Annotated in this window: 20 protein-coding genes and 1 pseudogene; 10 read left to right on the top strand and 11 right to left on the bottom strand. The window is 35.5% G+C overall.

Annotation, left to right across the window (positions count from 1 at the left end):
* Positions 1-372: 372 nt before the first annotated feature.
* From P5P89_RS01350 to P5P89_RS01320, 7 genes and pseudogenes are all read right to left on the bottom strand, one after another.
* Positions 373-1,635: a YeiH family protein gene (locus P5P89_RS01350; protein WP_278010405.1), complete on the bottom strand. Its 1,263-nt coding sequence runs from the start codon at positions 1,633-1,635 to the stop codon at positions 373-375.
* Positions 1,636-1,702: 67 nt separating this feature from the next.
* Positions 1,703-2,422: a thioredoxin domain-containing protein gene (locus tag P5P89_RS01345; RefSeq protein ID WP_278010404.1), complete on the bottom strand. Its 720-nt coding sequence runs from the start codon at positions 2,420-2,422 to the stop codon at positions 1,703-1,705.
* Between the two features lie 4 nt (positions 2,423-2,426).
* Entirely contained in the window at positions 2,427-3,488 is a 1,062-nt protein-coding gene (locus P5P89_RS01340) for a sterol desaturase family protein (RefSeq protein ID WP_278010403.1), read from the bottom strand.
* A 230-nt stretch (positions 3,489-3,718) separates the two neighbouring features.
* The gene (locus P5P89_RS01335) at positions 3,719-5,641 is read right to left on the bottom strand and encodes an arylsulfatase (protein ID WP_278010402.1); all 1,923 of its coding nucleotides are present in this window, start codon (positions 5,639-5,641) and stop codon (positions 3,719-3,721) included.
* 294 nt (positions 5,642-5,935) lie between these two features.
* A pseudogene (locus tag P5P89_RS01330) lies at positions 5,936-7,502 on the bottom strand (arylsulfatase).
* 27 nt (positions 7,503-7,529) lie between these two features.
* On the bottom strand, positions 7,530-9,002 hold the full coding sequence (locus P5P89_RS01325; protein ID WP_278010401.1) for a RagB/SusD family nutrient uptake outer membrane protein: 1,473 nt from the start codon (positions 9,000-9,002) through the stop codon (positions 7,530-7,532).
* Between the two features lie 19 nt (positions 9,003-9,021).
* Positions 9,022-12,147 (bottom strand): SusC/RagA family TonB-linked outer membrane protein, encoded by a 3,126-nt coding sequence (locus tag P5P89_RS01320; protein ID WP_278010400.1) that lies wholly within the window; start codon positions 12,145-12,147, stop codon positions 9,022-9,024.
* 914 nt (positions 12,148-13,061) lie between these two features.
* Here P5P89_RS01320 and P5P89_RS01315 point away from each other — a divergent pair.
* The 9 genes from P5P89_RS01315 (at position 13,062) to moaA (ending at position 20,417) form a co-directional block, all read left to right on the top strand.
* Positions 13,062-14,234, top strand: a complete 1,173-nt coding sequence (locus tag P5P89_RS01315; protein ID WP_278010399.1) for a molybdopterin molybdotransferase MoeA — start codon at positions 13,062-13,064, stop codon at positions 14,232-14,234.
* 130 nt (positions 14,235-14,364) lie between these two features.
* Positions 14,365-15,111, top strand: a complete 747-nt coding sequence (locus tag P5P89_RS01310; RefSeq protein WP_278010398.1) for a sulfite exporter TauE/SafE family protein — start codon at positions 14,365-14,367, stop codon at positions 15,109-15,111.
* A 30-nt stretch (positions 15,112-15,141) separates the two neighbouring features.
* Positions 15,142-15,714, top strand: a complete 573-nt coding sequence (locus tag P5P89_RS01305) for a molybdenum cofactor guanylyltransferase (protein ID WP_278010397.1) — start codon at positions 15,142-15,144, stop codon at positions 15,712-15,714.
* A gap of 6 nt (positions 15,715-15,720) precedes the next feature.
* Positions 15,721-16,509 carry a uroporphyrinogen-III C-methyltransferase gene (gene cobA / locus P5P89_RS01300; protein WP_278010396.1) on the top strand — a complete coding sequence of 263 codons (789 nt, stop codon included), beginning with the start codon at positions 15,721-15,723 and terminating at the stop codon, positions 16,507-16,509.
* A gap of 2 nt (positions 16,510-16,511) precedes the next feature.
* Entirely contained in the window at positions 16,512-16,748 is a 237-nt protein-coding gene (locus P5P89_RS01295) for a MoaD/ThiS family protein (RefSeq protein WP_278010395.1), read from the top strand.
* A 10-nt stretch (positions 16,749-16,758) separates the two neighbouring features.
* Positions 16,759-17,835, top strand: coding sequence for a HesA/MoeB/ThiF family protein (moeB, locus tag P5P89_RS01290; RefSeq protein ID WP_278010394.1), 1,077 nt, complete (start codon positions 16,759-16,761; stop codon positions 17,833-17,835).
* A 240-nt stretch (positions 17,836-18,075) separates the two neighbouring features.
* On the top strand, positions 18,076-18,507 hold the full coding sequence (locus P5P89_RS01285; protein WP_278010393.1) for a molybdenum cofactor biosynthesis protein MoaE: 432 nt from the start codon (positions 18,076-18,078) through the stop codon (positions 18,505-18,507).
* Position 18,508: 1 nt separating this feature from the next.
* Positions 18,509-19,423, top strand: coding sequence for a bifunctional molybdenum cofactor biosynthesis protein MoaC/MoaB (gene moaCB, locus P5P89_RS01280; protein ID WP_278010392.1), 915 nt, complete (start codon positions 18,509-18,511; stop codon positions 19,421-19,423).
* Entirely contained in the window at positions 19,410-20,417 is a 1,008-nt protein-coding gene (gene moaA, locus P5P89_RS01275; RefSeq protein ID WP_278010391.1) for a GTP 3',8-cyclase MoaA, read from the top strand. Before moaCB ends, moaA begins: the two co-directional genes overlap by 14 nt.
* A gap of 188 nt (positions 20,418-20,605) precedes the next feature.
* Here the strand turns inward: moaA and P5P89_RS01270 are convergent, their stop codons facing one another.
* The 3 genes from P5P89_RS01270 to P5P89_RS01260 all read right to left on the bottom strand — a co-directional run bounded on the left by P5P89_RS01270 (position 20,606) and on the right by P5P89_RS01260 (position 23,870).
* Positions 20,606-21,187, bottom strand: a complete 582-nt coding sequence (locus P5P89_RS01270; RefSeq protein ID WP_278010390.1) for a hypothetical protein — start codon at positions 21,185-21,187, stop codon at positions 20,606-20,608.
* Positions 21,188-21,543: 356 nt separating this feature from the next.
* Positions 21,544-22,821 (bottom strand): DUF2130 domain-containing protein, encoded by a 1,278-nt coding sequence (locus tag P5P89_RS01265; RefSeq protein WP_278010389.1) that lies wholly within the window; start codon positions 22,819-22,821, stop codon positions 21,544-21,546.
* Between the two features lie 167 nt (positions 22,822-22,988).
* Positions 22,989-23,870, bottom strand: a complete 882-nt coding sequence (locus tag P5P89_RS01260; RefSeq protein ID WP_278010388.1) for a LysR family transcriptional regulator — start codon at positions 23,868-23,870, stop codon at positions 22,989-22,991.
* A 204-nt stretch (positions 23,871-24,074) separates the two neighbouring features.
* Here P5P89_RS01260 and P5P89_RS01255 point away from each other — a divergent pair, with 204 nt between their 5' ends.
* Positions 24,075-24,782 carry a class I SAM-dependent methyltransferase gene (locus P5P89_RS01255; RefSeq protein ID WP_278010387.1) on the top strand — a complete coding sequence of 236 codons (708 nt, stop codon included), beginning with the start codon at positions 24,075-24,077 and terminating at the stop codon, positions 24,780-24,782.
* 47 nt (positions 24,783-24,829) lie between these two features.
* On the opposite strand, the gene P5P89_RS01250 is transcribed toward P5P89_RS01255, so the two are convergent.
* The gene (locus P5P89_RS01250) at positions 24,830-25,108 is read right to left on the bottom strand and encodes a putative quinol monooxygenase (RefSeq protein WP_278010386.1); all 279 of its coding nucleotides are present in this window, start codon (positions 25,106-25,108) and stop codon (positions 24,830-24,832) included.
* Position 25,109 lies beyond the last annotated feature (1 nt).

The following is a 25,109-nucleotide window of genomic DNA, read 5'->3' as shown; positions in this document are numbered from 1 at the left end:
CGAAGATTTAGCAACAGCCACACATACAAGAAGATGTCTTATAAATGTAATTTTCAATAAGAATGTAATGGGTTGTGCTACCTGTTGTTTTCAAAATATTATTTTTTGATAAAATTTATAACTCTACTAATCCTATAGACAAAGTTAAATTTAATATAATGATATCCAAAAGTTTTTTTAATTTTTTTTTAAGGTGGGGAGGAAGAAGTGAGTATTATATATACAAAATTTGTTTTAAGTTATTGATTTTTAAGTTTTTGTTTTTAAAATAAACAAGAGCGTCAAATACCAATTTAGGTATTAGACACTCTTGTTTCTGTAGTTTTTAAACTACTATTACATCATTGAAAAGGAAATTTTTATAGTTCTTAATTATTTTCCAAACAATAAAAAAGCAATAATCAGTGTAATAACCACATTAAAAAACTGCGCAATCAAAAATGCATACAATGGTTTTTTAGTGTTGTTGCTGAATAAATCTTTAAAGTTCGTTTCTAAACCGATACTGGTAAAAGCTAGGGCAAACCAAATTCCCTGTATATTTTTCAGACTGTCTTTTACGGTATCTCTCGTTTCAGAAGTAATCAGGAAAGAAAATATAACTGAAGCCAAAATAAAACCAATTACAAATTTTGGAAAACGTTCCCAGATCACTCCTAAAGTTGGTTTTGAAGCAAGAGCTTCTTCTGATTTATTATGAGTATAAGTCCAATAAACCGATATAGCGAAAGCAGCCAGTCCCAATAAAACATTTTGAGAGAATTTGACAATGGTACTGATTTTTAAAGCTGTTTCTCCCACCAATGTTCCTGATGCCACAACAGCTCCGGAAGTATCGATACTTCCCCCCAGCCATGCTCCGGTTACTTCTTCAGGAAAATTGAAATATTTTGCAATAATCGGCATGAAGATCATCATCGGAATGGCCGTTACCAATACCATAGAAATCACATACGACAGTTTTTTCGAATCGCCTTTAATTGCTCCTGAAGTTGCAATAGCAGCCGAAACCCCGCAAATAGAAACAGCACTCGAAATCATCATCGTCAGTTCATCATCGACTTTAAGTTTTTTACAAAGCCAGAAAGCAAAATACCAAACTGATAAAACGACAACTAAAGCCTGAATTAATCCTAAAGAACCCGCTTTTAGAATATCTGAAAAAATGACGCTGGTTCCCAATAAAACCAACCCGATTTTTACAAATACTTCTGTAGAAAGTGCTGAGCGAAACCATTCCGGAAGTTTGAAAAAATTACCAATTGCCAGACCAATTATCAAACTAAAAATTACCGCTTCTAAATTGAGTCCTTTTATAAAACTATTTCCTGCTATAATCAAAGCTAAAACAGTTAACAGATAAACGATTGGGAAACCCAACAAAAAATTTTTTACAGATTTGCCAATTAAAAAAGCAGCGATACTTCCGATAATAAGCAGATAAATAAACTGAACCAACAGAACTTGCATATTTCCGATAGCAAATACATCTTTTAGTAAATCAGATCCGTTGGACCATTTGAATACTGGTACTTCTGGAAGAAATACAAACAGCGAAATGCCGATGATTAAGAATCCTAATAGTACGACTGTCCAGTCTTCATGAAGGTTAAGTTGTTTAGTTTTAATTGACATTGGTTATTTTTTTACAGCTGTTTTGATTTGAATTACAAATTTAGATTGTATTAAAACTTGTAGCAATTTAATTATTTTGTGCCAAAGCCACATCAACCTCTTTTTTCAAATCGGCTGTACCTTCTTTTTTGAAAACTATTTTGCCGTTTTTATATAAAATCAAGGTTGGAAAAACTTTTATTATTTTCAAGTCGGCTATGAATTGCGGATTATCTTCAAGATCAATTTCTATTACTTTCAGATTCGTGCCATATTGAGTTTTGATGGTTTCCAGAACAGGTTTAACTTTTTTACAGGCACCACAATAAGTGGATCCAATATCTACCAAAACATCTTTATTTTCAGAGATTATGGTATTGTATTCTGCCAACGTTAATTTACTTTTTGAATTAGCATAAAATGGTTTTCCGTTGCCAATCCAGTTTGCAATTCCACCCTCTAAACTATAAGCTTCCTTAAAACCTTTCTTTAATAAATCATCTGCCAGCCACACACTTCTTCCTGCTCCGATAGAATAGGTAAAAACGGGCCTTGTTTTATCTAATTTCGCAATCTGCTGAGCATAATCTTTCGATTCCAGATTAAAATTTACCGCTCCGTTAATGTGGTTCAGGGCAAATTCTTCAGGCCCTCTTGCATCAATTATCTGTGGGTTTTTCTCATTTTGAATTTTACTGTAATAACGATCCAGCGAGATTGTATTTGAACTTTTATTTTGTGCAAAACCAATAATTGTTACAAAAAGGGTTAGGGCAGAGATGCTGTTTTTAAATATTTTATTTTTCATGATATTAGGATTGAACGGTTTCTAGTACAGGCTGATTTTCAACAACCGGAGTTTGTTTTAAGGGTACAGAAAGAACTCCTTCTGCCAGTGCGCTTCCTTCTTTTTTAGATTTGAATATCGGCCAAAGAAACTGTGCGTACCATTCTTCCTGCTTGTAGGATTTGATTCCGTACGATTTTGGAAATTGTCTGGTAATTAAACCTGTTCCGAAAATGACATCCCAGATAAAAAACATGTTTCCGAAGTTTCCTTTAAAATGACCAACGCCATCACCGCTTGTATCTGCATGGTGTGCGTGATGCGTAGCCGGAGTCGAAATTAAACGTTCTAAAACCCATGCAATCGGATGTAAAACTTTGTATTTGTAAAACGGTTTGTCCCAGGCGATACTGGAGTGTGCCGTTAATGTGATGATGCTTTTTATAACCAATACAAACAAAGCGGGAAGCCCTAAACCTAAGAAGGTTAAAGTGGCTGTTAAGTAAATCTGAGAGAAAAAGATCGTGTAAATAAAGTTTTGTCTTGAAAGCATTGCCATTCCCATATATGGAGCCGAATGATGTGTTCTGTGAAAACGCCACAAAAAGGGAACCTGATGATGTAAACGGTGATACCAGTATTGGGTCAAATCATCTGCAACCGCTATTAAGAAAAAACCTCCCCAAAACGGAACCCAAGAAAGTGCATTTTCAAGATTCGGAATCAAAACTGGTAAAACCTGTAAGCTGAAAAAAGAAATAACCGCTGGTAAAATTAATTTTGGAGCAAGGAAACTAACAATGTCAATTTTGCGTTCTTCGCCTGTCCATTCATCATCGTAAAGACCTGCTGTAAATTCTATAATGCCCAGGACAATCATAAAAACGGTTAATCCCCAGGTACGGATGTTTTGGAAAGCAGGTTTTGCAAACTCCAGAAAAGCGGGTAATGCAATGTGCGATTCGCTTACCACGTTATTACTTAATTTAAAATACAGGTAAATTGCAAATACCGGTAATGCGTATATAAAAAGACTAATGCTTAAATCTCTTTTCAGATTTTTGTTTGAATTTTGAACTGTTGCCATGATTTCTTATTTTAAAAATTGATTGATTAATGTTAAGCCGCCCGCCAAAATCACAAGCGGAACCAAAAAAAGAATCGCCCCAACGACAATCTTTTTACCTATAATTTGATAATCTACTAGTTTCATAATCGTTATTTTTGATCCTACAAGGTTTCCAAAAACCTTGTAGGTATTTTTTTAAGCTTTTAATTTAAATCTACAAGGTTTTGGAAACCTTGCAGGTTGTGTAATTAGTTATTGGTTCCGCCTGGTTTAGTTGCTTGTTTGATGAGGTCAGAAACTGTTTTTCCTTTATCGGCACCTGTATTGTGAATTCTTCTATTGTAAACATCCTGCCAGTCAATCAATGGATAAACATTGTTTTCTTTTGCTTGTTCGTCAAATAATTTTTGAAGTTCAGCTAGTTTTTCAGGATATTTTTTCGCCAGATTATTACGTTCATTAAAGTCTTCGTTGAGGTTATATAATTCCCAAACATCGGTATCGAAATTGCTTGGAGCAGGTTTTTCGTTACTACCTAAAGATTTTTTTACCGCGAAAGAATCTGGCAAATGCGCTGCGGCTGCTTTCCATCCATCTTTGTAAATGGCTCTATTTCCAAAAATATAGTAGTATTGCACTTTGTGTAACGACTCTGCTTTAGCATTATTTAAAGAAGTATATAAAGAAGAGCCCTGGATGACATCCTGTTTAATTCCTTTAATATATTCCGGAGCTTTGATTCCTGCAATATCAAGCGTAGTAGGTAAAATATCGTTTACGTGGCTGTATTGATTCCTGATTCCGCCTTTATCTTTTATTCCGTTTGGATAATGAATAATCAAAGGATTACGCGTTCCTCCTTCTGACTGAGCATCCTGTTTCCAGTTTTTAAACGGTGCATTCGTAGCTTGTGCCCAGCCCAAAGGGTAATTGGTATTACGTCCCTGAGGAGTTCCAATTTCACCGATGTTAGCTAAATTATCCTGAAGGTTTTTTTCGTCAGATGTGCCCTGAGCAAAAAGACTTTGGTTGATAGTACCTACCAGACTGCCTTCTTTACTGGCTCCGTTATCACCAATTGCAACAAAAATTAAAGTGTTATCAAATTGATCGGTTTCTTTGAGGTAATTTACAACTCTTCCAATTTCAGCATCGGTATACGTCAGGAATCCTGCATAAACCTCCATAAATCTTGCGTATACCTTCTTTTGATCCGGAGTCAGTTTTTTCCATTCCCCAATCAATGGGTTACGCTCAGGTAAAACCGCATTGGCAGGAATTACACCCAGTTTCTTTTGGTTTGCCAAAACTCTTTCACGATACACATCCCACCCTTCGTCGAATTTTCCTTTGTATTTATCACTCCATTCCTTTGCTACCTGATGAGGTGCATGAGCTGCTCCGGGTGCATAATATAAAAAGAATGGTTTTCCGGGAGCTGCTTTTTGTTGTTTCTGAATATAACTTATTGCTTTATCGGTAATTAATTCGTTCAGATGGCGGCCGTCAGGTTTTATATGCACCTGATCTTCTACCAAATCAGGATTGTACTGATCGGTTTGTGATCCTAAGAAACCATAGAAATGATCGAAACCTTTTCCGGTTGGCCATCTGTCAAACGGACCTGCATCTGTAGCATCTTCATCCGGAGTTACACCGTATTTCCCTACTGCAAAAGTGTTATAACCACTTTCTCTTAAAATCTCTGCAATAGTTCCTTTATCAGATGGAATTCTTCCATCCCAACCTGGGAAACCTGCAGACAAAATCGTATGTGAAAATCCGCTAACGTGAACTCTTCCTGAATTTCTTCCAGTCAATAAAGCCGCACGGGTAGGGGCACAAATAGCGGTTGTATGAAAATTGGTATAACGCAATCCATTATTTGCCAAAGCGTCAAAAGTAGGTGTGTCAATTAACCCTCCAAAAGCACTGGAAGCGCCAAATCCTACATCATCCAGTAAAATCCAAACCACATTTGGAGCGCCTTTTGGGGCTTTTAACGGCTCAGGCCAATATTCTTTTGAATCTGCCAATGTTTTACCAAAAACTCCTTTAAATTCTGCATTTTGATTCTCCTGTGCAAATCCAAACTGAGTTGCTAGTAGTGCTGTAATCAAAATCCCTCTTGTTGGACTTTTGATTCTACTGTTGTTTTTAAATTTTTTCATTGTTTTATATTTTAAGTGATTAATTAAAAGTTTATTAGTTCTATGTTTTTAGTATAATTTGTTATTCTAGTCTTTTGATAAATTATAAAGTAAGGAATTAGGAATAACTATTGTTTATTTTGTTTTTACTAGCTTATTGATCTGTTTTTTTATAAAACGGATTATAGAAAAAATACCCATTAAAATCGACAAGGGCACCAGATAGATAACAGTCCATACTAATTTCATTTTCTTTTGATTTCAAATGATCATTTTACTTTTGAGTATTTGATTGTAATATTATTTTCAGTACTGTTATTTTATTTTGTTCCAATCTTCAACACCTACTTTTGCTGACCATTGCTCATGTAATTCAATCAGGTTTTGAAGGATTTTTGGTTCTGATTTTGTCAGGTTCTTTGTTTCGGTCCGGTCTGCAGCAAGATTGTACAATTCCCACGGCTGATTGTTTTCGGCTACTGCTTTCCATTCACCTTTTCGTACTGCTTTACTGCCTTCATGTTCCCAAAACAAAGCTTCATGTGTAGCAGATTGCTGTCCTTCAAACTCCTTTTTTAAACTAATACCTTCTAAGGCTGTGAGTTTTTTTTCCTCAAAAGAGTCCGGATATTGAAAACCGGCATACTCCAGACAAGTCGGAAAAATATCAATCAAATGGCTTACTCTGTTACTTAGTTTGCCGCCTTTGATATGCGTTGGATAATAAGCAATAAAGGGCGAAGCAATACCACCTTCGTGAGTGTTCTTTTTGAATAATTGAAAAGGTGTGTTGCTCACATTTCCCCACGGACTTTCATAACTGTCAATTGATGCTGCTGAACCCGGTGTTCCATTTTTTTGGGTAACATAATTCCAGTTTTTCACATCATCGGCACTACCGCCATTATCAGAAAGAAAAGAATAAGTGTATCGTCTTCTTCTCCCAGAGATTTTATTTTTTGCAGAATTTCTCCAATTCCTGCATCCATTCGGTCAATCATAGCGGCGTAAATTGCCATTCGGGTATCCCATTTGTCTTTTTCTTCGGTACTTAATTTTTCCCAATCCGGTACTTTTTCAAAACGATTGGACAAGTCCCAATTTTTATCAATGATGCCTTGTTGTTTTAATTTTTTAAAACGGCTTGCTCTCAGTTTATCCCAGCCGTTCAGGTATTTGCCTTTGTATTTTGCAATATCTTCCGGTAATGCCTGAATGGGCCAATGAGGCGCATTATAAGCAACATAGAGAAAAAAGGCTTTTGCTCATGGCGATGTTTTTCTAAAGAATTAATGGCAAAATTGGTTATTTCCTGAGTCAGATAAGTAGATTTATCTGTTCGGATAATTTCCTGATCTCCTTTCAAAAAAGTAACTTTCCTTCCATCATTATACAAAGGTTCCGAGTTGAAATAACTGCTTCCATTGTTTTGTAAAGTAAAAGATTCATCAAACCCTCTATTAACCGCCCAGGCTGATGGCACCAAACCAACGTGCCATTTTCCGGAAACGATAGTGTTGTAACCTGCCTGTTTGAGTGCCTGCCCAATCGTGATGCAATGCTCGTTTAAATATCCCTGATACGCAGGAAATCCCTTGTCCTGCACCATGTCCCCAATGCCTGCCTGATGCGGATATAAACCTGTGAGCAATGAAGCGCGTGAAGGACAGCAACGCCCGGCATTATAAAATTGCTTTAGAATAAGTCCGTTTTTAGCAAGCTTATCCAGGTTTGGAGTTTTAATTTCTGAGCCAAAAGCACCAATATCTGAGAAACCTAAATCATCCGCCAGAATGACGATGATGTTAGGTTGCTTTTTCTGCGCAGACAGCTGTAATTGTGCAACAACCAATAGGGCGATAATAAACAGTTTTTTTATCATTTTATATACTAGTATGTAATCCTTTTATTAATAGCCTGGATTTTGGGGTAATCCTACCGGATCAATATTTCTTTCGCTTTGCGGAATTGGATACAGATTATTACGTTCTGAAACTGAATTTTTTGCAGTTACCTTTTTGATTTCAGTAACTAAAGTTCCCCATCTTACCAAATCAAACCATCTTTGACCTTCCTGAACAAACTCTTTTTTGCGCTCTTCCTGAATCGCTGCTCTGAAAGTGGTTTGGTTTAATCCAACTAAATCTACTGTTGAGTCTGGCGTTGTGATTGGTTTTCCAAAAGCTCTTCTTCTTACCTGATTAATCAATTCATAAGCTTCAGCAGTTGGCGCTCCTTGTTCATTGATAGCTTCTGCCAGAGACAATAAGATGTCTGCATAACGAATAACAGGAAAATTAATAGCTACATTTGAAGGAGTTGCTAAATTGGTCAGGTCAAGATATTTGCTAAAAATAGGTTTTGGAAAAGTATAAAGTGTTCCTGTAGCGGGATTCAATAATTGTTTTTTATAACTAACATCTCTTCTTACATCTCCTGCTGCATAAATATCATAAAACAAAGCTACATCCGAAATAATATCTGCCGGTTCAGTAGCAGTAAATCCGGTAAATGAAGTTGCCTGAAATGTGCTTCCGCTAGAACCGTTTCCTGCCTGGTTTGGCTCAAACTGAACAGAGAAAATATGTTCTTTTCCATTCTTTTTTGTTTTCGTGAAAATATCCTGAAAGTTTTCGAATAAAGCATAACCATATCCGCCGTTGATAACTTCTCTGGCTTTCAAAATAGCATTTGCCCAATCTTTTCGGGTTAAATATACTTTGGCTAAAATCGCTTTTGCAGCTCCGGAAGTGGCGCGTCCGGCATCAGCAGTTGTATAAGATGCAGGTAAACTTTCTGCATCTGTAAGATCTTTAATAATCTGAGCATAAACTTCGTCTACAGTTGCTCTTCTTGATTTTAAACTTTCTAATTGAATAGAAGTTGGTTCGTGTAAAACAATTGGAACACCGCCCCAAATACGAACTGCCTGAAAATAAAGTAATCCACGGATAAACTTTGCTTCGTTGATTAATCTTGTTTTTACAACTTCAGATCCTGTAACTTTTGGGATATTATCAATCGAAACATTGGCTCTGTTAATTCCCGCATAAATTTGTCTCCAAGCCACCTGAACACGGTCTGAAGTTGCATCGTGCGTTAAACTGCTCAAAGCTCTAACCTGTGGGTTTGTTGCAGAAACTCCGGCTGCAGCATAATCAGAACCCATATCTGTAAGGAAATAAAGGTTTCTTCCAAATAAACTCTGCTCTCCCGGATCAAGGCTTAAAGAAGCATAAACCGCTGTTACACTCGCAACAGCATCATCCTGAGTGATGAAGTATTTATCTTCGGTTACAAAAGAGGTTGGTGTTACCTCCAGGTCCGTGCACGATACAAATAGTCCGGCACTTAAAAGGAATGTTATTATAATCTTTTTCATTTTGATATATTTTTTTTACTTAGAAAGTTACGTTCAGGCCCGAGATGAATGTTTTTGAGTTTGGATAAGAACCAAAATCAATTCCCGGATATAAGTTGTTTTGTTCATATGAACTTACCTCAGGATCATAACCAGTGTATTTTGTCCATGTAACAAGGTTTTCTGCAGAAACATAGAATTTTACACTTTTTGCTCCCAGTTTTTTAGAAGTGCTTTTTGGTAATGTATAACCAAGCGTGATTAGTTTTAATCGTAAGAAAGAAGCATCTTCTACATAACGCTCAGAAACAATTCCTAACGGTGAACTTGTTGCTCTCGGAATTTCATTACTTGGATTTGTAGGTGTCCAGCGATCTTCTAAAGTCACATTTGCATTTGTTCCAAGAGTTGAAATTTCTAACTGCTGATTTAAAGCATTGAAGATTTTTGCACCGTAAGAACCTTGAAAAGAGAAATTTAAATCGAAATCATTGTATGAAATGGTATTGCTGAAACTTCCAACAAATTTTGGCTGTGAAGAACCTAAATTGCCTTTGTCAAGAGCTGTAATTACACCGTCTCCGTTTGTATCAACATATTTTCTGTCTCCTACTTTTGTGTTGGCTAAACTGTTGATTTTTGGCTGTGTGTTGACTTCTTCCTGAGTCTGAAAAACTCCGTTTGTTCTATATCCCCAGAAAGTTCCTAATGGCAGGCCAACTTTTACCGTAACAGGCTGCTGCTGCAATAAAGATCCGTTTGGAACTACTGGAAAAAACTGATTGACTCCGTTTCCAATTGCTACCACTTTGTTTCTGTTAGCAGAAAACACAAGGTTCGAATTCCATGAGAAATTTTCTGTTTTTAGGTTTTCTGTATTTAAACCAATCTCAATACCTTTATTTTCAACACCTCCGATATTTTGAAGTACACTTGCATATCCGGAAGTAAGCGGCACCGGAACGCTGATTAACAAATCGTTTGTTTTTTTGTAATACACATCAAAAACAAAATTGATTTTTCTTTCAAATAATGATAAATCCAAACCAACATTATACTGTGTTGTTTTTTCCCATTTCAAATCCGTATTTGATAATCGGGTAGGAGCAAGTCCTGTGTATAATATTCCGCCAAAAGAATAGTTTACAGAACCCATTTGAGCTAACGCCAGATAGTTTCCAATTTCCTGATTTCCTGTTGTTCCGGCAGTAATTCTAAGTTTTGCCTCAGTTACACCTTTGATATTGTTTGCAAATTCTTCATCTGTAATATTCCATGAGAAACCTGCTGACGGGAAATAACCCCAGCGTGATTCAGAACCAAATCTTGAAGATCCGTCGGCACGGGCAGAAAGTGTAAAGTTGTATTTTCCTTTATAAGAATAATTAACTCTTGCAAGCCAGGATTTTAAAACACTTTCGTAGGCGTCACTATATGGTTTTACTGCTACACCATCTTGTAAAGCATTATAAGTATTAGCATCATTTACAAACGTATTAGCACCGGCATTTACAACTTCTCCTTGCGTATATTGAAGTGTATAACCTCCCAAAGCCGAGAATTTATGGTTTTCACCAAAGTTGGTATTGTAGTTCAGCGTATTTTCATTTAAAACAGAACTTACTAATCTGTCTCCAACTGAAGCAGAACCTTTTGTTCCTGCACCATTTGATGTATTGGCAGGGGCATAATAGTTTTGTTTTGTATCGATTATATCACCGCTTACAGCCACTTTAGCAGTCAGTTTTTTAGTGATTTTATATTCACCAAATAAGCTTGTTAGAATCCTGTTGATTTTAGTTTCGTTAATTGTATTTTCCAAATCATTAATAGGGTTTGGAACAAAACCGTTAACAGAAGTTGCATATGGATTGTTAGTTACGTTATAACTTCCGTTTTCATTTCTAATTGGCACTACAGGAGCAGTTAACAAAACACTAACCAAAGGGTTTGGATTTCTTCCGCCGCTTCCGTTATTTGCTATGCCATTAGAAAGTGAGTTACTATAATTGGCATTAATACCAAATTTAAAGTTTTGAGAATAGTTTCTTTCGTAATTGATACGAAGAGAGATACGTCTAAAATCAGATCCCAAAACAGTACCTTCCTGATCAAAATATCCTGCAGAAACCGCATATCTTGATCTTTCGTCTCCGCCTGAAAATGACAATTGATGGTTTTGAACCGGAGCCGCAGTTCTAAACGCTGCATCCTGCCAGTCGTAGCTTCCAGAAGTTTTAAATGCTTCTATCTGTGCTGCAGAAAAAGATGGAGCCTGACCAATACTTGCCTGTACATCATTTCGTAAACTTGCCCATTGGCTGGCATTCATAACATGAAGTTTTTTAGAAACATTCTGAAACCCAAAATAACCTTGGTAAGAAATATTATCTTGTCCTTTTGTTCCTTTTTTAGTGGTAATAATAACAACACCATTAGCACCACGAGAACCGTAAATTGCAGTTGCAGAGGCATCTTTAAGAACTTCAATAGATTCAATATCAGCAGGATTTATAGTAGACAAAACATTTAAACTTGCTCCGGCATTTGATATTCCGGCAGAACTGTTATTATTATCATTGTAAATTAAAATTCCGTCTACTACATATAAAGGCTCGTTACCCGCTGTGATTGAGTTTCCTCCACGTATACGTACACTTGAAGATGCACCTGGACGTCCGGAACTTTGTGTTACTACCACTCCGGCAACTGCGCCTCGCAACAGATTATCTGCTGATGAAGTTACCTGAGATAAATTTGCTTTTGGTACAGAAGCTACAGAACCGGTAATGTCTTTTTCTTTTTGAGTTCCATAACCTACAACAACTAATTCATCAAGTTCTTGTCTTTCTTCTTTTAAATGAATCGTTACGGGATTTTTCTCTACTATAAATTCTAATTTCTTATATCCTATGTAACTTATGATTAAGGTGTAAGGAAATTTCTGACCCGTTTGAAAATAAAATTTTCCTTCAGTATCTGTCTGAACCCCGTGTGTCGTTCCTTTAATTATAACTGAAGCTCCAATAATGGGCTGGTTTGTAATGTCATCCACTATTGTCCCATCCAGTTTAGACTGAATAAGGGGAGTTGTATTTTGTGCATTTATTCCTGATAGAAAAAACAGGAAAAATAATAATGTGTAAACATTTATATTTTTTTTCATTTCTTTGTATTGGTTTAAGTAATTAACAAGAAGCCCTGAAAGTTGATTTTTCAACTCTCTCGTGTTTCTTTTATTTAGCGATAAATTTTCTTTAAGCCACGCCATTTCTGTTGCCGCAGAAATGGCTTTTTTTCTTTATTTACAGCAGCTGTTGTGCATCTTTTTCATTTTTTCATTTTTAATTTAATTTTTTTGTTTTCAGATATAGTTTCAAATGCTGTTTCGGCACAAATAATTGTGTGGAACAGATTTGCAGTAAACAATAATTTTTGAATTATGGTGATTGTTTATTTCAATTAGAGTTTAGAATTGAAAATGAACAAAGAATTGCTTTCGCAATTAGCAACAGAAGCACATACAACAACAAGATGTGTTATAAGTATTTTTTGTAGAAGAGATAAAATATGATATGCTTTCGTTTGTTTTCAAAATGCAGTTGTTTATGGTTTTAAATAAGTTTTAAACTCTATTAATCCTATAGACAAAGTTAAATTTAATATAATAATATCCAAAAATTTGCTGCATTTTTTTTAATAATAAATTGAAAAAAATAAAATTTTCCTTTAAGAAAAGGGTTTAATATTTTGATTATTAAGTGATTATTGTTTTTTATGAAGTCAAACAAATGTTAAAAAATAAAATTTATTTAGGAATTAAATGTAGTATTTTATACCACATTTATTCATTTTTATTATTATTTAAATTGTAAAAAAATTGTAGGTAAGTCTTAAAAAATCTCTTTGAATCTAAATTGAAGAATTTTAAGCCCAAAACAACATTCAATTTTAAGCCGTGATTTTAAATAAATTAGAGTAATTTTATGGGGAGAAAAATAAATTAAATTTTTTAATCATACTAGTAAAAAATACTTATATTTGTATTAAGTATTTTTACTTAGTTTTATATTTAGTTAAATGATACAAGTAAATGAAGCTTTAACAATCGTAGCTGAAAACAGTTCGAAAATGCCATTGCAAAAAATAGCAGTGAGAAAAGCACTGGGATATGTTTTAGCGGAGACGGTTTATTCGCCAATTGCAATGCCGCCGTTTCGCCAGTCCGCAATGGATGGTTATGCTTTCATTCACAGCAGAAAACATCAATACGATGTGGTAAGCAGTTCACAAGCGGGTGATCATTCTAATATAAAACTGAAAGAAAATGAAGCAGTAAGGATTTTTACTGGGGCTTTTGTTCCGGATGATGCGGATACAGTTGTGATGCAGGAGCATGTTATGGCGAATGAAAATTCGATTTTGATTGCCCAAATGCCGGAAAAGTTTGCAAATGTCCGTGCAAAAGGAGAACAGATTAATAAAGAAGATGTTGTTTTTGAAGTGAATACTTTAATTACACCGGCTGCAATTGGTTTTTTGGCTTGTTTAGGAATTACTGAAATTACGGTTTACAAAAAGCCGAAAGTAGCCATTTTAGTTACTGGAAATGAATTGGTAAAGCCAGGAAAAAAATTGCCAAAAGGAAAAATTTACGAAAGTAATTCCATAATGCTTCAGGCGGCACTTCAAACGATTGGTATAAAGAAAACAAAGGTTTTTAAGGTAAAAGACAATCTTAAAGCGACTAAAAATGCTTTAAAAGACATACTGGAAAAATATGATATAGTTTTAATTTCCGGTGGAATTTCAGTTGGGGATTATGATTTTGTTAAAGAAGCATTATTGAAAAACGGAGTCAAAGAACTTTTTTATAAAATCAATCAGAAGCCAGGTAAACCGATGTTTTTCGGTTCTAAAAATGAAACTTTGGTTTTTGCTTTACCGGGAAATCCGGCTTCATCACTGACTAATTTTTATGTATATGTGTATCCGGCAATCCGAAACCGAATGGGATTTTCGGATATTCATCTGCCAAAATTAGTCCGAAAATTAAACGCCGGAATTTCTAATAATTCGGGAAAAACATTGTTCTTAAAAGCTTTGTATGATGAAACCCATGTAACGGTTTTAGACGGCCAGAGCTCAGCAATGCTCAACACTTTTGCAACAGCAAATTGTTTGCTCATTGTACCAAATGATTTTGAAAACCTTAAAAAAGAACAATTGGTAACATTATTGCCGATTGATTAGAATAAAGAATAAAGAATAAAGAATAAAGAATAAAGAATAAAGAATAAAGAATAAAGAATTTCAGTTTTAAAACGCAGTGTGTAAAAATAAACATATAGCGTAACCTGAAACAAAGAAAACCTGAAACAAAATGAATTTACTTACTTCCGAAAATATAATCTTATTCAGCTTCGCATTAATCGTGATTGCGTTTTTGTACTCAAGTGTAGGGCATGGCGGAGCATCAGGTTATTTGGCTTTAATGACGATTTTTGCTTTTCCGGTGGCGATTATGAAACCTTCAGCTTTGTTACTGAATTTATTTGTTTCGAGTATTTCATTTTTGTTTTATTACAGAATGAATTATTTTAAACCTAAGTTGTTTTATCCGTTTGCGATAGCTTCTGTACCGGCAGCTTTTATTGGCGGATTTATTACGCTGGATAATACAATTTATAAAGTTATTTTAGGAATTGTTCTGGTATTTGCAGCTTTAAGACTGTTCGGAATATTTAATTTTAAGGAAAAAGAAGCCGTTAAGATTCAATTACCTTTTGCGTTGGCAATCGGATTTGTAATTGGTTTGTTGTCAGGGATGTTGGGTATTGGCGGTGGCATTATCTTAAGTCCGATTTTATTGTTTCTGGGATGGGCTTCAGTAAAAGAATCAGCGGCTATTTCGAGTCTGTTCATATTTGTCAATTCATTTGCCGGAATGTTAGGATTTCTTTTGGGAGGAAAAATTATTCCGATAGAGAGTTTTTATCTGGTTCCGATTGCAGTCATAGGCGGAATGTTAGGCGGATTTTACGGAAGTGGTTATTTTTCGAACAAAACCTTAAAAATAGTGTTAGGAACTGTGATTTTGATGGCAAGTATAAAATTGATTTTTCCTTAATCGAATTGTAAAACCAATAAATAATCTGATATGAAAACACTAACAGCATTTATTCTTTGCGGAGGAAAAAGCTCCAGAATGAAGTCAGAGAAAGGATTGGTTTTATTTCAGGAGAAACCATTTATAGAGCATATCATTCAGGCGATTTTACCTGTAACTAAAAATATTCAGTTGATTACGAATACGAATGATTACGATTATTTGCCTTATCAAAAAACAGCAGATATCGTTAAAGATAAAGGGCCTTTGGGTGGAATTTATACAGTATTGGAGAATTCTGAAACCGAATTTAACCTGATCCTGAGTTGTGACATTCCGTTGATTTCTTCAGAATTGTTGACTGAATTGATATCAAAACACAATCAGGAAGCCCAAATTACCATATTTGCGACAGAAAGCAGAATACATCCTTTAATCGGAATTTATTCGAAAAAAATAATTCCACTCATAAAAGAAGCGATTGACAACAATGAACTGAAAATGATGGATTTTCTATCGAAAGTGCCTCATCAGATTATAAAAATAGACGAAAGCGAAAACTTTCCTTTAACTAATATTAATTCGGCCGACGAATTAAACGACCTGAATATCAATTTAAGTTAATAGATTATGCATAATGTAAGAACACCAAAATTAACAGTAGTAGGCGCAGGGCCGGGAGATGTTGAATTGATTACGCTAAAAGCAATTAAAGCGTTAGAAAATGCCGACGTAGTTTTGTATGATGCGCTTGTCAATGAAGAATTATTGCAATATGCAGCTCAGGCAGAGATTGTTTTTGTAGGGAAACGTCTGGGATGCCATGCTTATACACAAGATCAAATTAACGAATTGATTGTTTCGATGGCCAACCGTTACGGACATGTGGTTCGTTTGAAAGGTGGAGATCCGTTTATTTTTGGACGCGGAAGCGAAGAAATCGAATATTCAGAAAAATTTGGTTTGGAAACGGCAGTTGTACCGGGAATTTCATCAGCATTAGGTGTTCCTGCTTCAGTAGGAATAAGCCTTACACAACGAAAAATAGCAGAGAGTTTCTGGGTAATTACAGGTACAACTTCCAGTCATGAATTGTCAAAAGATGTACATTTGGCTTCAAAATCAGCTGCGACAGTGGTTATTTTGATGGGAATGCACAAGTTAGATGAAATCATTTCCATTTATAAGGAAAACAGAACTGACGATTTACCGATTGCCATTATCCAAAACGGAACTAAAAATTCAGAACAAAAAGTAGTGGGTAACATTAGTTCAATTACTAAATTAGTTGCTGAAAAAAACATTTCATCACCAGCGATTATTGTAATTGGTGAAGTGGTAAAAAATACTTCAAAACTGACCTCTTATTTTCAGGAACATTTTGAAGACGAATTTATATTTCAGAATTTAAATCTATAATAATGATTGAAGTTAAGTATTTTGGAGCTGTTGCCGAAAAAACACAATGCACTTTTGAAAATGTGGTTTCTTCGAATATTTCACTGCAGGATTTATTGCAGGGTTTAGAAGAAAAATACCGTTTTGAATCGCTTTCTTTCAGCGTTGCCGTCAATCAGAAAATAGTTTCAAGAACAACCGATTATGCTTTAAAGTCTAGCGATATTGTCGCTTTATTACCTCCTTTTGCGGGAGGATAATTTACAATTTATGAATGCATCTTCCCGTTATAACCGACAAATAATGCTTCCCGAAATTGGAGAAACAGGCCAGTACAAATTATTAAAATCCAAAGTTTTAATTATTGGTGCAGGAGGTCTGGGTGCTGCGATACTGCCTTATCTGGCAGCTGCCGGAGTTGGTGAAATCGGAATTGTTGATGATGATGTTGTGGAACTTTCAAATTTGCAGCGTCAGGTAATTTATAAAAATTCATCTGTCGGAAAATATAAGGTTGAAGAAGCCAAATCAATGGTAACAGCATTAAATTCCGACGTTAAAGTAAATGCTGTTGCTGAAAAACTTTCAGGTAAAAATGCCATTTGTTTATTCGAAAAATATGATATTGTTGTGGATGCAACTGATAACCTTCAAATAAAATACCTGATAAATGATGCCTGTCTGATTACGAATAAACCAATGGTTTACGGATCAATTTTCAGGTTTCAGGGGCAGGTTTCGGTTTTTAATTATCAAAACGGCCCAACCTACAGATGTTTGTATCCTGATGAAAACAGTTCGTCTGTAAATTGTACGGATGCGGGAGTTATCGGAATTTCAGTTGGAATTATTGGAATGCTGCAGGCCAATGAAGTCATAAAAATGATTCTGGAAACAGGAGAAATTTTAAGTGGAAAGATATTGGTTTATAATGTTTTGAATAATGAACAGCAGAAATATGATTTTGAAAAAAATGATTCTTTTGTAATGGACAGAAATATTTTTAAAGGAAAATACTCTCAGAAAGAAAATACTGTCGAAGAAATTTCAACTGAAGCAGTTTTGAATCAAATTGATAATGAAGAAGTCTTGTTTTTAGATGTTCGTAATGAAGATGAACTTCCAAAAATAACATTCAGGAACAGTCTTCAGATTCCGTTAATGAATCTGGAAAATGAAATACAAAAACTGAATCCGAATCAAACGATTTATGTTTTCTGCCAATCCGGAATTCGAAGCAAAATGGCTGTTGAATTGCTTCAGAATAAAGAGTTTAAAGATCTGAAAAGTGTTGAAGGCGGTGCGTTGGCAATGAAAGAATTATTAAAAAAAGAAATAAAAATATAGTCAAAGATTAAAAGACACAATTGTCTGCACAGTTTGTCATTCTGAGGAACGAAGAATCTTCACAAGTAACTCGGTATAGAATGTCGTCAATCTTTGTAGAGTTTTTTACGAGGATTTCTCCTCCGTCGAAATGACAATATTGCGATTATTCTTTTTGTAGAATTAAGTATTGAAAATTCGTATAATTTGTGGCAAATAAAACTTTTAATCTGTGAAATCTTTGATATAAAAATAAAAAAAATGAGTAAAAATGTATTTGTAGAAGGGCCAATTTCTCCCGGGTTTATTGCGGAGTCAATTGCCAAGCATCAATCCAAACATACAATTGGGGCACACAATATTTTTCTGGGTCAGGTTCGTGCCGATGTGATCCATGACAATACGGTTGTTGCGATTGACTATTCTGCTTATACGGATATGGCGAACGAAGCTTTGCACACAATCCGGGAAAAAGCATTTGCTAAATTCGACCTGACCTGTATGCATATTTATCACAGTTTAGGAGTTGTAAAAGCGGGTGAAATCTGTTTGTTCGTATTTGTATCGGCAACACGCAGGAAACAAGTCTACGAGGCCACAGAGGCTATTGTGAACTGGATTAAAACCGATGTGCCGATTTTTGGCAAGGAAATGTTTGAAAACGATACATTCACATGGAAACAAAACACCTAAAATGGTAGATATTACGCATAAAATAAGCACATTAAGAAAAGCAACCGCAACAGCAATTGTCAAAGTCAGCAAACAGGAAACAATTGATGCAGTGGTCAATAATCTGGTTCCAAAAGGGAATGTGCTCGAAATGGCCAAAACGGCCGGATTATTTGCGGTAAAAAACACGCATTTATCGATTCCGGATTGCCATCCATTACCAATTGAATATACGTCGGTTGAATATAAAATTGAGGATTTAACGATTCAGATTATTTTTAATGTAAAAACAGTTTACAAAACCGGAGTAGAAGTTGAAGCGATGCACGGGGCATCAATTGTAGCGCTTACGATGTACGATATGCTGAAACCAATTGATAAAGAAATCGAAATCTCAACCATCAAATTAATCAACAAAGAAGGCGGTAAATCGTCTTTCAAAAATAAATTTCCGTACACAATAAAAGCAGCAGTTTTTGTTTGTTCCGACTCTATTTTTGCAGGTGATAAAGAAGACCGATCCGGAAAAATCATTGTAGAAAAGTTAGATTCTTACGGAGTTGAAACGTCTCATTACGAAGTTATTCCGGATGAGTTAGAAATTATTCAGGAAAAAACGAAGGCTTTCGTCAAAGAGAATCATCTGGTTATTTTTACAGGAGGAACAGGGTTATCGCCAAGGGATGTAACGCCCGAAGCGCTTACGCCATTATTAGAAAGCAGAATTCCCGGAATCGAAGAAGCTATCCGTGATTATGGTCAGCAACGAATGCCTTATGCCATGTTATCCAGAACGGTTGCAGGTACTTTAGGGAAAAGTGTGGTTTTGGCTTTGCCGGGATCAACAAACGGAGCGAGAGAATCTATGGATGCTGTTTTTCCGCATTTACTGCACGTTTTTCATATTTTAAAAGGAAAAAATCATGACACCCTCTAAAACCATTTTAACGGATGATTTTGGGCGAAAACACAATTATTTGCGTATTTCGCTGTTAGAGAAATGCAATCTGCGTTGTACCTATTGCATGCCCGCTGACGGAATCGTATTGTCTCCAAAAGCCAGTCTAATGACCGCGGATGAGATTTTTTCCATTGCCCAAACCTTCGTACAAAATGGTGTCGATAAAATCAGATTAACTGGCGGAGAGCCTTTGTTGCGAAAAGATTTTCCTGAAATTGTTTCGAAATTATCAGCCTTAGAAGTTTCACTTTCCATTACAACCAACGGTATTTTAATCGACCGGCATATTGACGTTTTAAAACAGGTCGGAATCAAAAAAATCAACCTGAGTCTGGATACACTGGTAGCATCAAAATTTCATTCGATAACGCTTCGAAATCAGTTTGAGAAAGTGATTGATAATCTGCATTTACTGCTGAATCATGATTTTCAGGTGAAAGTAAATGTTGTTTTGATGAAAGGTTTTAATGATAACGAAATTACCGACTTTGTCAATTTAACAGAGTTTTTGCCCATTTCTGTCCGTTTTATTGAGTTTATGCCTTTCGCCGGAAATGAGTGGGACAGAAGCAAAATGGTATCACAAAATGAAATTTTATCAAAGGTTGAAACTTGTTTTACTTCTGATAAAATTCAGAAATTGGAGGATGAAAAAAATTTTACCGCCAGAACCTATAAAATCAAAGGTTTTCAGGGCGATTTTGGAATCATAAGTTCAATTACAAATCCGTTTTGTGACAGCTGTAACCGAATCCGCCTCACGGCAAACGGAAAAATTAAAAACTGTCTTTTTTCCAATTCTGAAACCGATTTGCTGACTGCTTTCAGGAATGGCGAATCAATTACCGAATTGATTTCGGCTTCTGTAAAAAGCAAGAAGAAAGTAAGATCTGGTATGGCCACGATTTCTGAAATGGATGATCCGAAACTGCACTTCGATAATCGCAGTATGATTGCGATTGGGGGGTAAGCTAATATTTTTGCCAATAATTATAAGGAATCTTGTCATTTCGACCGAAGGGATAAATCACAAACGGGATTCGACAAAGATTGGAACTACACTTTATGGAGTTTCTAGTGTGATTTCTCCCTTCGGTCAAAATGACAAAGAGTGGGAACAAAAAAAGGTTCAACTTTAAAGTCAAACCTTTATTCATATTATTTTTTCTTTTTAGCTTTTGCCTTCTTTTTAGACTTTGCTTTCTTTTTTGCTATTTTTTTAGCTTTCGCTTTTTCCTTAGCTTTTTTTGCTTTTTCTTTTTTCTTGGCAGCCGCTTTTAGTTTTGCTTTTTTCGCTTTTTCTTTCTTTTTGTCTTTTTTAGCTTCTTCTTTTTTCTTAGCTAATTTCTTTTTTGCTTTTTCTTTTTCTTTGTCTTTCACTTTTTTCTTCTTTTTATCGGATTTGTCTTTTGAAGTTTCTGTAACAGCAACTTCGTTTGTAGTTTGAATTGATTCAGTAACAGCAGATTCTGCAGCTATTTCTTCTGGTTGTTCCGTTGTAGATACTATATTTTTTGCAGGAGCTTTTTTTATTTCTGCCGTTTTAGCAGATGCTGTAGATTTTACAGGGGTTTTTGCTGTGCCCGCTGTAGCAGATTTAGCAGGAGTTGCTTTAGCCGGAGCTCTGCGGACAGGCTTTTTTATTTCCGGTTGATTTTCGTTTTGTGTAGCCGGCTGAATATTTTCATTTTTTTGAGAATCAATTTTCTCGGGAGTTGTTTCTTCGGTCTTGTTTTCCATATTATAAGTGCATTTAATGAGAATTATCTTTACAATGTAACTAAATTGTTAACTGATGGTTAAGTAAAGATAATTATAAAACAAGCTTTCCAATGTTAAGTTTTTAGTAAAAAAAAAGAAATAAGTCTTTGAAAACTAATCACTTGAATTTTTAGCTAAAAATAAAAATCAAAATTTCTTAACAATTCTACATGAAAAATTGGACTATAATTTGGAAAAATAATGCTTTTGAATTTTTAAAGGTCATAATAAATGACAGCCTAGCCCAGATGGGAACGGCATCCTTTTATGGCAGGGTTTGCCATAAAAGATAGAGTGTACAGCTGGAATAAGCTCCTGATAGTTATCCTAAAAAATTATTCTAATTCTTTAGGATCGTCATTAGCATCTTCGATAAAATCGAGTTCTAAAGCTTTTACGGTCTGAACTGCATTTCCGGCAATACCGCGAATACAACCGTACATTCCTAAGGTGTTATGGACCACTTTTTCGATTTGTTTTTCACGTTGTTTCCAGATTCTTTGCATGGCTCTTTTTTCAGCATCTAAATCGCCCTGCATCTGGGTAAATCCTTCTACAATTCCTTCAATCTGCAAGCGGAATTCATTGCTGGTTAAAAAATCGTACAGCATTGACATTTTATCGCCTTTGTTTTCCTGTGCCTGAACGGCCTGGCTCACCTGAATTATTGACTGGCGCAGAACTGCGCTCAAGCCTTTAAACTCGTCATAAGTACAAATCCAGATGCCGTCACGCATGCCCATTCGCTCCATTCCGGCCGGCATTACTTCGGTAACTAAAACCCCGATATTGGCTTTTTTGGTTCTGATATCGTTTTTGAATTTCTCAATCCAGGAAGGCTGAAACGCTTTGGTACGTTTGCTTTCGTAATAAATCGAACCGCAGTTTTGATGTTCTCGTGTATTCACAATTTGAAGGCAATCGGCACCGTTGGCGCCTTTTTTAACTTCGTCAATGCTGTCCAGCGGGAAGTTATTCGCAAGCCATTCTTCGATCGCCAGTTCCATTACTTCGCCCTGCAATTGCATGGATCCTTGTTCCTGCTTGCGTTTCATTTCTTCCGTCAGTTTTTTTTGTTCTTCGAGCTGTTTCTGAAGTTCTTTGAATTTTAGTTCGTTTTTATCGTCTTCCTGCTTTCTGATTTTATCGCGTTCCAAAGCCAGTTGTGCATTCAATTGCTTTTCGGCTTCGGCCTGGATTGCTTCTTTCATTTCCAGTTTTTCACGCTGTAATTTGGCAATTTCGCCTTCCATTTTGTTTAATTCCCTGATTTTTTCAGATTTTTCAGAGAGTTCTTTTTCCATCAATAACAAACGGTCTTTGTTTTCTTCTTCCAGTTTGGTTTTCAGCTTTTCTCCAATTTCTTTTTCCGCTGCTTTTTTTTCACGGTCCAAACGCTCGGCAAAAAGTTCGTTTTCCTGTTTTTTCTTCGCTTCAAATTCGGCTTTGGCTTTTTCGAATAGTTCGTTTTTAAGCTCTAATTCACGGTTTTGAATATTGGCTTTTTGTTGAAATTCTTTACGGATGCTATCTTCCAGCTGGTGTTTCAAAACATCATTTACATCGATAGGAGTTCCGCAGTTCGGGCACTGAATTGAAGATTGTTCAGCCATTTTGTATTTGATTTTATTGAGTAGAATTATAATTTGCTAAGGTATTTAAAAGTTCTCTTTTTATGGTGTGGATTACTGTACTAAATTGTAACGAATTTTTTGTATAAGGATGAATTGCTTTCACTTTTTTGTTTCGCGCAGATTTTAAAATGTAAGAACTTAGCATCCTAACGCCTTTGTGGCAACAAAAACTCTACAGCCGATTGCGTGATTTCAGAAAGATCATCTTTTGAGGTTATTAAAGAAACATTCGTAAACAGATTTACCTTTTTCAATTCAATAAATCCAATCTCAGAATCGGAATTGTTTTTTGCAATATTTGAAGGTACAATCGAAATCCCCAATCCGTTTTTGACCAGTTGTACAATTGAATTAATATTGTTTGCTTCATGAATAATCTTCGGCGTAAAGCCATAAAAAGCACAGAGTTCTAATAAGACTTCATGATAATGCGGTGCGTAATCTTTATTGAAAAAAACAAACGTTTCATTTTGTAGTTTTAAGATTTCGGTTTCTGATTTTATCTGAAAAGTGTTTTTATTGTAAACCAATGAAAATCCGTCTTTAAACCATAAATGCGATTTTATTTTTGGTGAATGAATCGGCGATCTGATGATTCCCATCTCAATTTTTCTCTGTTCTAAAGCATCGATTTGTTTGGTGGTTGATACTTCGAAAAGTTTGAAATTTACATACGGAAACTGTGTTTTCAGATGTTTTATTAAATCAGAAATGATTGAGGAATAAATCGAACTGATATAAGCGATTCTGAATTCGCCCGAAACGTTCTCCGCAATTTTTTTTGTTTTCACAGAAATGCGTTCCAGATTCTGAAAAAGTGCTGTTACTTCATCTCTAAAATATTTTCCTGCTTCGGTGAGTTCAACTTTTTTGTTGTTTCGAATAAAAAGTTTTGCCTGAAGTTCTTCTTCTAATTCAGCTATTTGCCGGCTTAAGGGAGGCTGAGATATAAAAAGTTTTTCTGAAGCTTTGGTGAAGTTCAGCTCTTCGGCTACAGCCAGAAAATATTTTAGGTGACGTAATTCCATGATACTTTTAAGGTATTATTAATTGATAAAAATAGTATTTTTAAAGTATTTATGAAAGAGATAGTTTTGAAAAAGAAAAAACAAGTCTCTCGCAGATTGAGCAGATTATTAATTTAGATGAATGATTCTAAATCACAATAATTTCCTGATCATATAATAGCAAAAAGATTCGCGAAATCTGTGAGAGATTAAAAAAACAGGACCATGAAAAAATCAACTATTGAAGAAATCAAAGAACGATTTGACAATGATGTCGAACGATTTTCAAATTTAGAAACGGGACAAGTGGCCACAATCGATGCTACTATTTCTTTAGAATTAATAACAGAAGCTTCAAAACGAATTGTTCCGAATGCTGCAACTGTTTTGGATGTCGGATGCGGAGCAGGAAATTATACTTTAATGATGTTGTCTAAAGTACCGGATTTAAACTGCACTTTGGTCGATTTGAGCTTGCCAATGTTGGATCGGGCTTTTGAAAGAGTTTCGGCTGTGACAAACGGAAAAGTACGAGTTAAACAAGGTGATATTCGCGAAGCAGATTTAGAAGAAAATAGTTTTGATATTATTTTGGCCGGAGCAGTTTTGCATCATTTGAGAGACGATCAGGATTGGGAAACGACTTTTACTAAGTTGTTTAAATTGTTGAAACCGGGAGGCTGCTTGATGATTTCGGACTTAATCACGCAAGATACAGATTTGTTGAATGAGTATACGTGGCAGCGTTATGGCGAGTATTTAGAAGAAATCGGAGGAGCAGAGTATCGCCAGAAAGTTTTGGATTATATCGAAAAAGAAGATTCACCAAGATCGATGAATTATCAATTGGATTTGATGAAGAAAGTGGGTTTTTCAAAAGTCGAAATTTTACATAAGAATATGTGTTTCGGGGCTTTTGGAGGGATAAAATAAAGTTTGTTTTGACCTGCAAGGTTTCCAAAACCTTGCAGGAATAATATTTATAAAATCTGAGAGGTCTTGTAAACCTGAATCGGGTCTGAAACGAGATCTCTGATTTGAGAAATAAAATCGGCTAAATGGGGTTGTGAATTGTGTATGTCAAGTCCCGGCTGGTCTTTCCATTCTTCCCAAATGATGAATACATTTTCGGCTGCATGTAAATCGTAACGGAGACAGGCAGTTTCTTTTCTGGTCTCAGTAACGAGATGGTGCATCATCTTTTGTATTTGATCGTTATGTTCCGGTTTACCTTTGAAGATGGCAGTAATTGAAATCATG

It is taken from the genome of Flavobacterium gyeonganense, from assembly GCF_029625295.1.
GTDB lineage: Bacteria > Bacteroidota > Bacteroidia > Flavobacteriales > Flavobacteriaceae > Flavobacterium > Flavobacterium gyeonganense.
The sequence above is the reverse complement of the archived record's forward strand: the minus strand, read 5'-3'. Positions and strand labels throughout refer to the sequence as shown.

Bases quoted from the DNA above. Each gene is read 5' to 3' on its own strand.
- P5P89_RS01350 (WP_278010405.1), bottom strand. From the start codon at position 1,635: ATGTCAATTAAAACTAAACAACTTAACCTTCATGAAGACTGGACAGTC.
- P5P89_RS01345 (WP_278010404.1), bottom strand. From the start codon at position 2,422: ATGAAAAATAAAATATTTAAAAACAGCATCTCTGCCCTAACCCTTTTT.
- P5P89_RS01340 (WP_278010403.1), bottom strand. From the start codon at position 3,488: ATGGCAACAGTTCAAAATTCAAACAAAAATCTGAAAAGAGATTTAAGC.
- P5P89_RS01335 (WP_278010402.1), bottom strand. From the start codon at position 5,641: ATGAAAAAATTTAAAAACAACAGTAGAATCAAAAGTCCAACAAGAGGG.
- P5P89_RS01325 (WP_278010401.1), bottom strand. From the start codon at position 9,002: ATGAAAAAGATTATAATAACATTCCTTTTAAGTGCCGGACTATTTGTA.
- P5P89_RS01320 (WP_278010400.1), bottom strand. From the start codon at position 12,147: ATGAAAAAAAATATAAATGTTTACACATTATTATTTTTCCTGTTTTTT.
- P5P89_RS01315 (WP_278010399.1), top strand. From the start codon at position 13,062: ATGATACAAGTAAATGAAGCTTTAACAATCGTAGCTGAAAACAGTTCG.
- P5P89_RS01310 (WP_278010398.1), top strand. From the start codon at position 14,365: ATGAATTTACTTACTTCCGAAAATATAATCTTATTCAGCTTCGCATTA.
- P5P89_RS01305 (WP_278010397.1), top strand. From the start codon at position 15,142: ATGAAAACACTAACAGCATTTATTCTTTGCGGAGGAAAAAGCTCCAGA.
- cobA (WP_278010396.1), top strand. From the start codon at position 15,721: ATGCATAATGTAAGAACACCAAAATTAACAGTAGTAGGCGCAGGGCCG.
- P5P89_RS01295 (WP_278010395.1), top strand. From the start codon at position 16,512: ATGATTGAAGTTAAGTATTTTGGAGCTGTTGCCGAAAAAACACAATGC.
- moeB (WP_278010394.1), top strand. From the start codon at position 16,759: ATGAATGCATCTTCCCGTTATAACCGACAAATAATGCTTCCCGAAATT.
- P5P89_RS01285 (WP_278010393.1), top strand. From the start codon at position 18,076: ATGAGTAAAAATGTATTTGTAGAAGGGCCAATTTCTCCCGGGTTTATT.
- moaCB (WP_278010392.1), top strand. From the start codon at position 18,509: ATGGTAGATATTACGCATAAAATAAGCACATTAAGAAAAGCAACCGCA.
- moaA (WP_278010391.1), top strand. From the start codon at position 19,410: ATGACACCCTCTAAAACCATTTTAACGGATGATTTTGGGCGAAAACAC.
- P5P89_RS01270 (WP_278010390.1), bottom strand. From the start codon at position 21,187: ATGGAAAACAAGACCGAAGAAACAACTCCCGAGAAAATTGATTCTCAA.
- P5P89_RS01265 (WP_278010389.1), bottom strand. From the start codon at position 22,821: ATGGCTGAACAATCTTCAATTCAGTGCCCGAACTGCGGAACTCCTATC.
- P5P89_RS01260 (WP_278010388.1), bottom strand. From the start codon at position 23,870: ATGGAATTACGTCACCTAAAATATTTTCTGGCTGTAGCCGAAGAGCTG.
- P5P89_RS01255 (WP_278010387.1), top strand. From the start codon at position 24,075: ATGAAAAAATCAACTATTGAAGAAATCAAAGAACGATTTGACAATGAT.
- P5P89_RS01250 (WP_278010386.1), bottom strand. From the start codon at position 25,108: ATGATTTCAATTACTGCCATCTTCAAAGGTAAACCGGAACATAACGAT.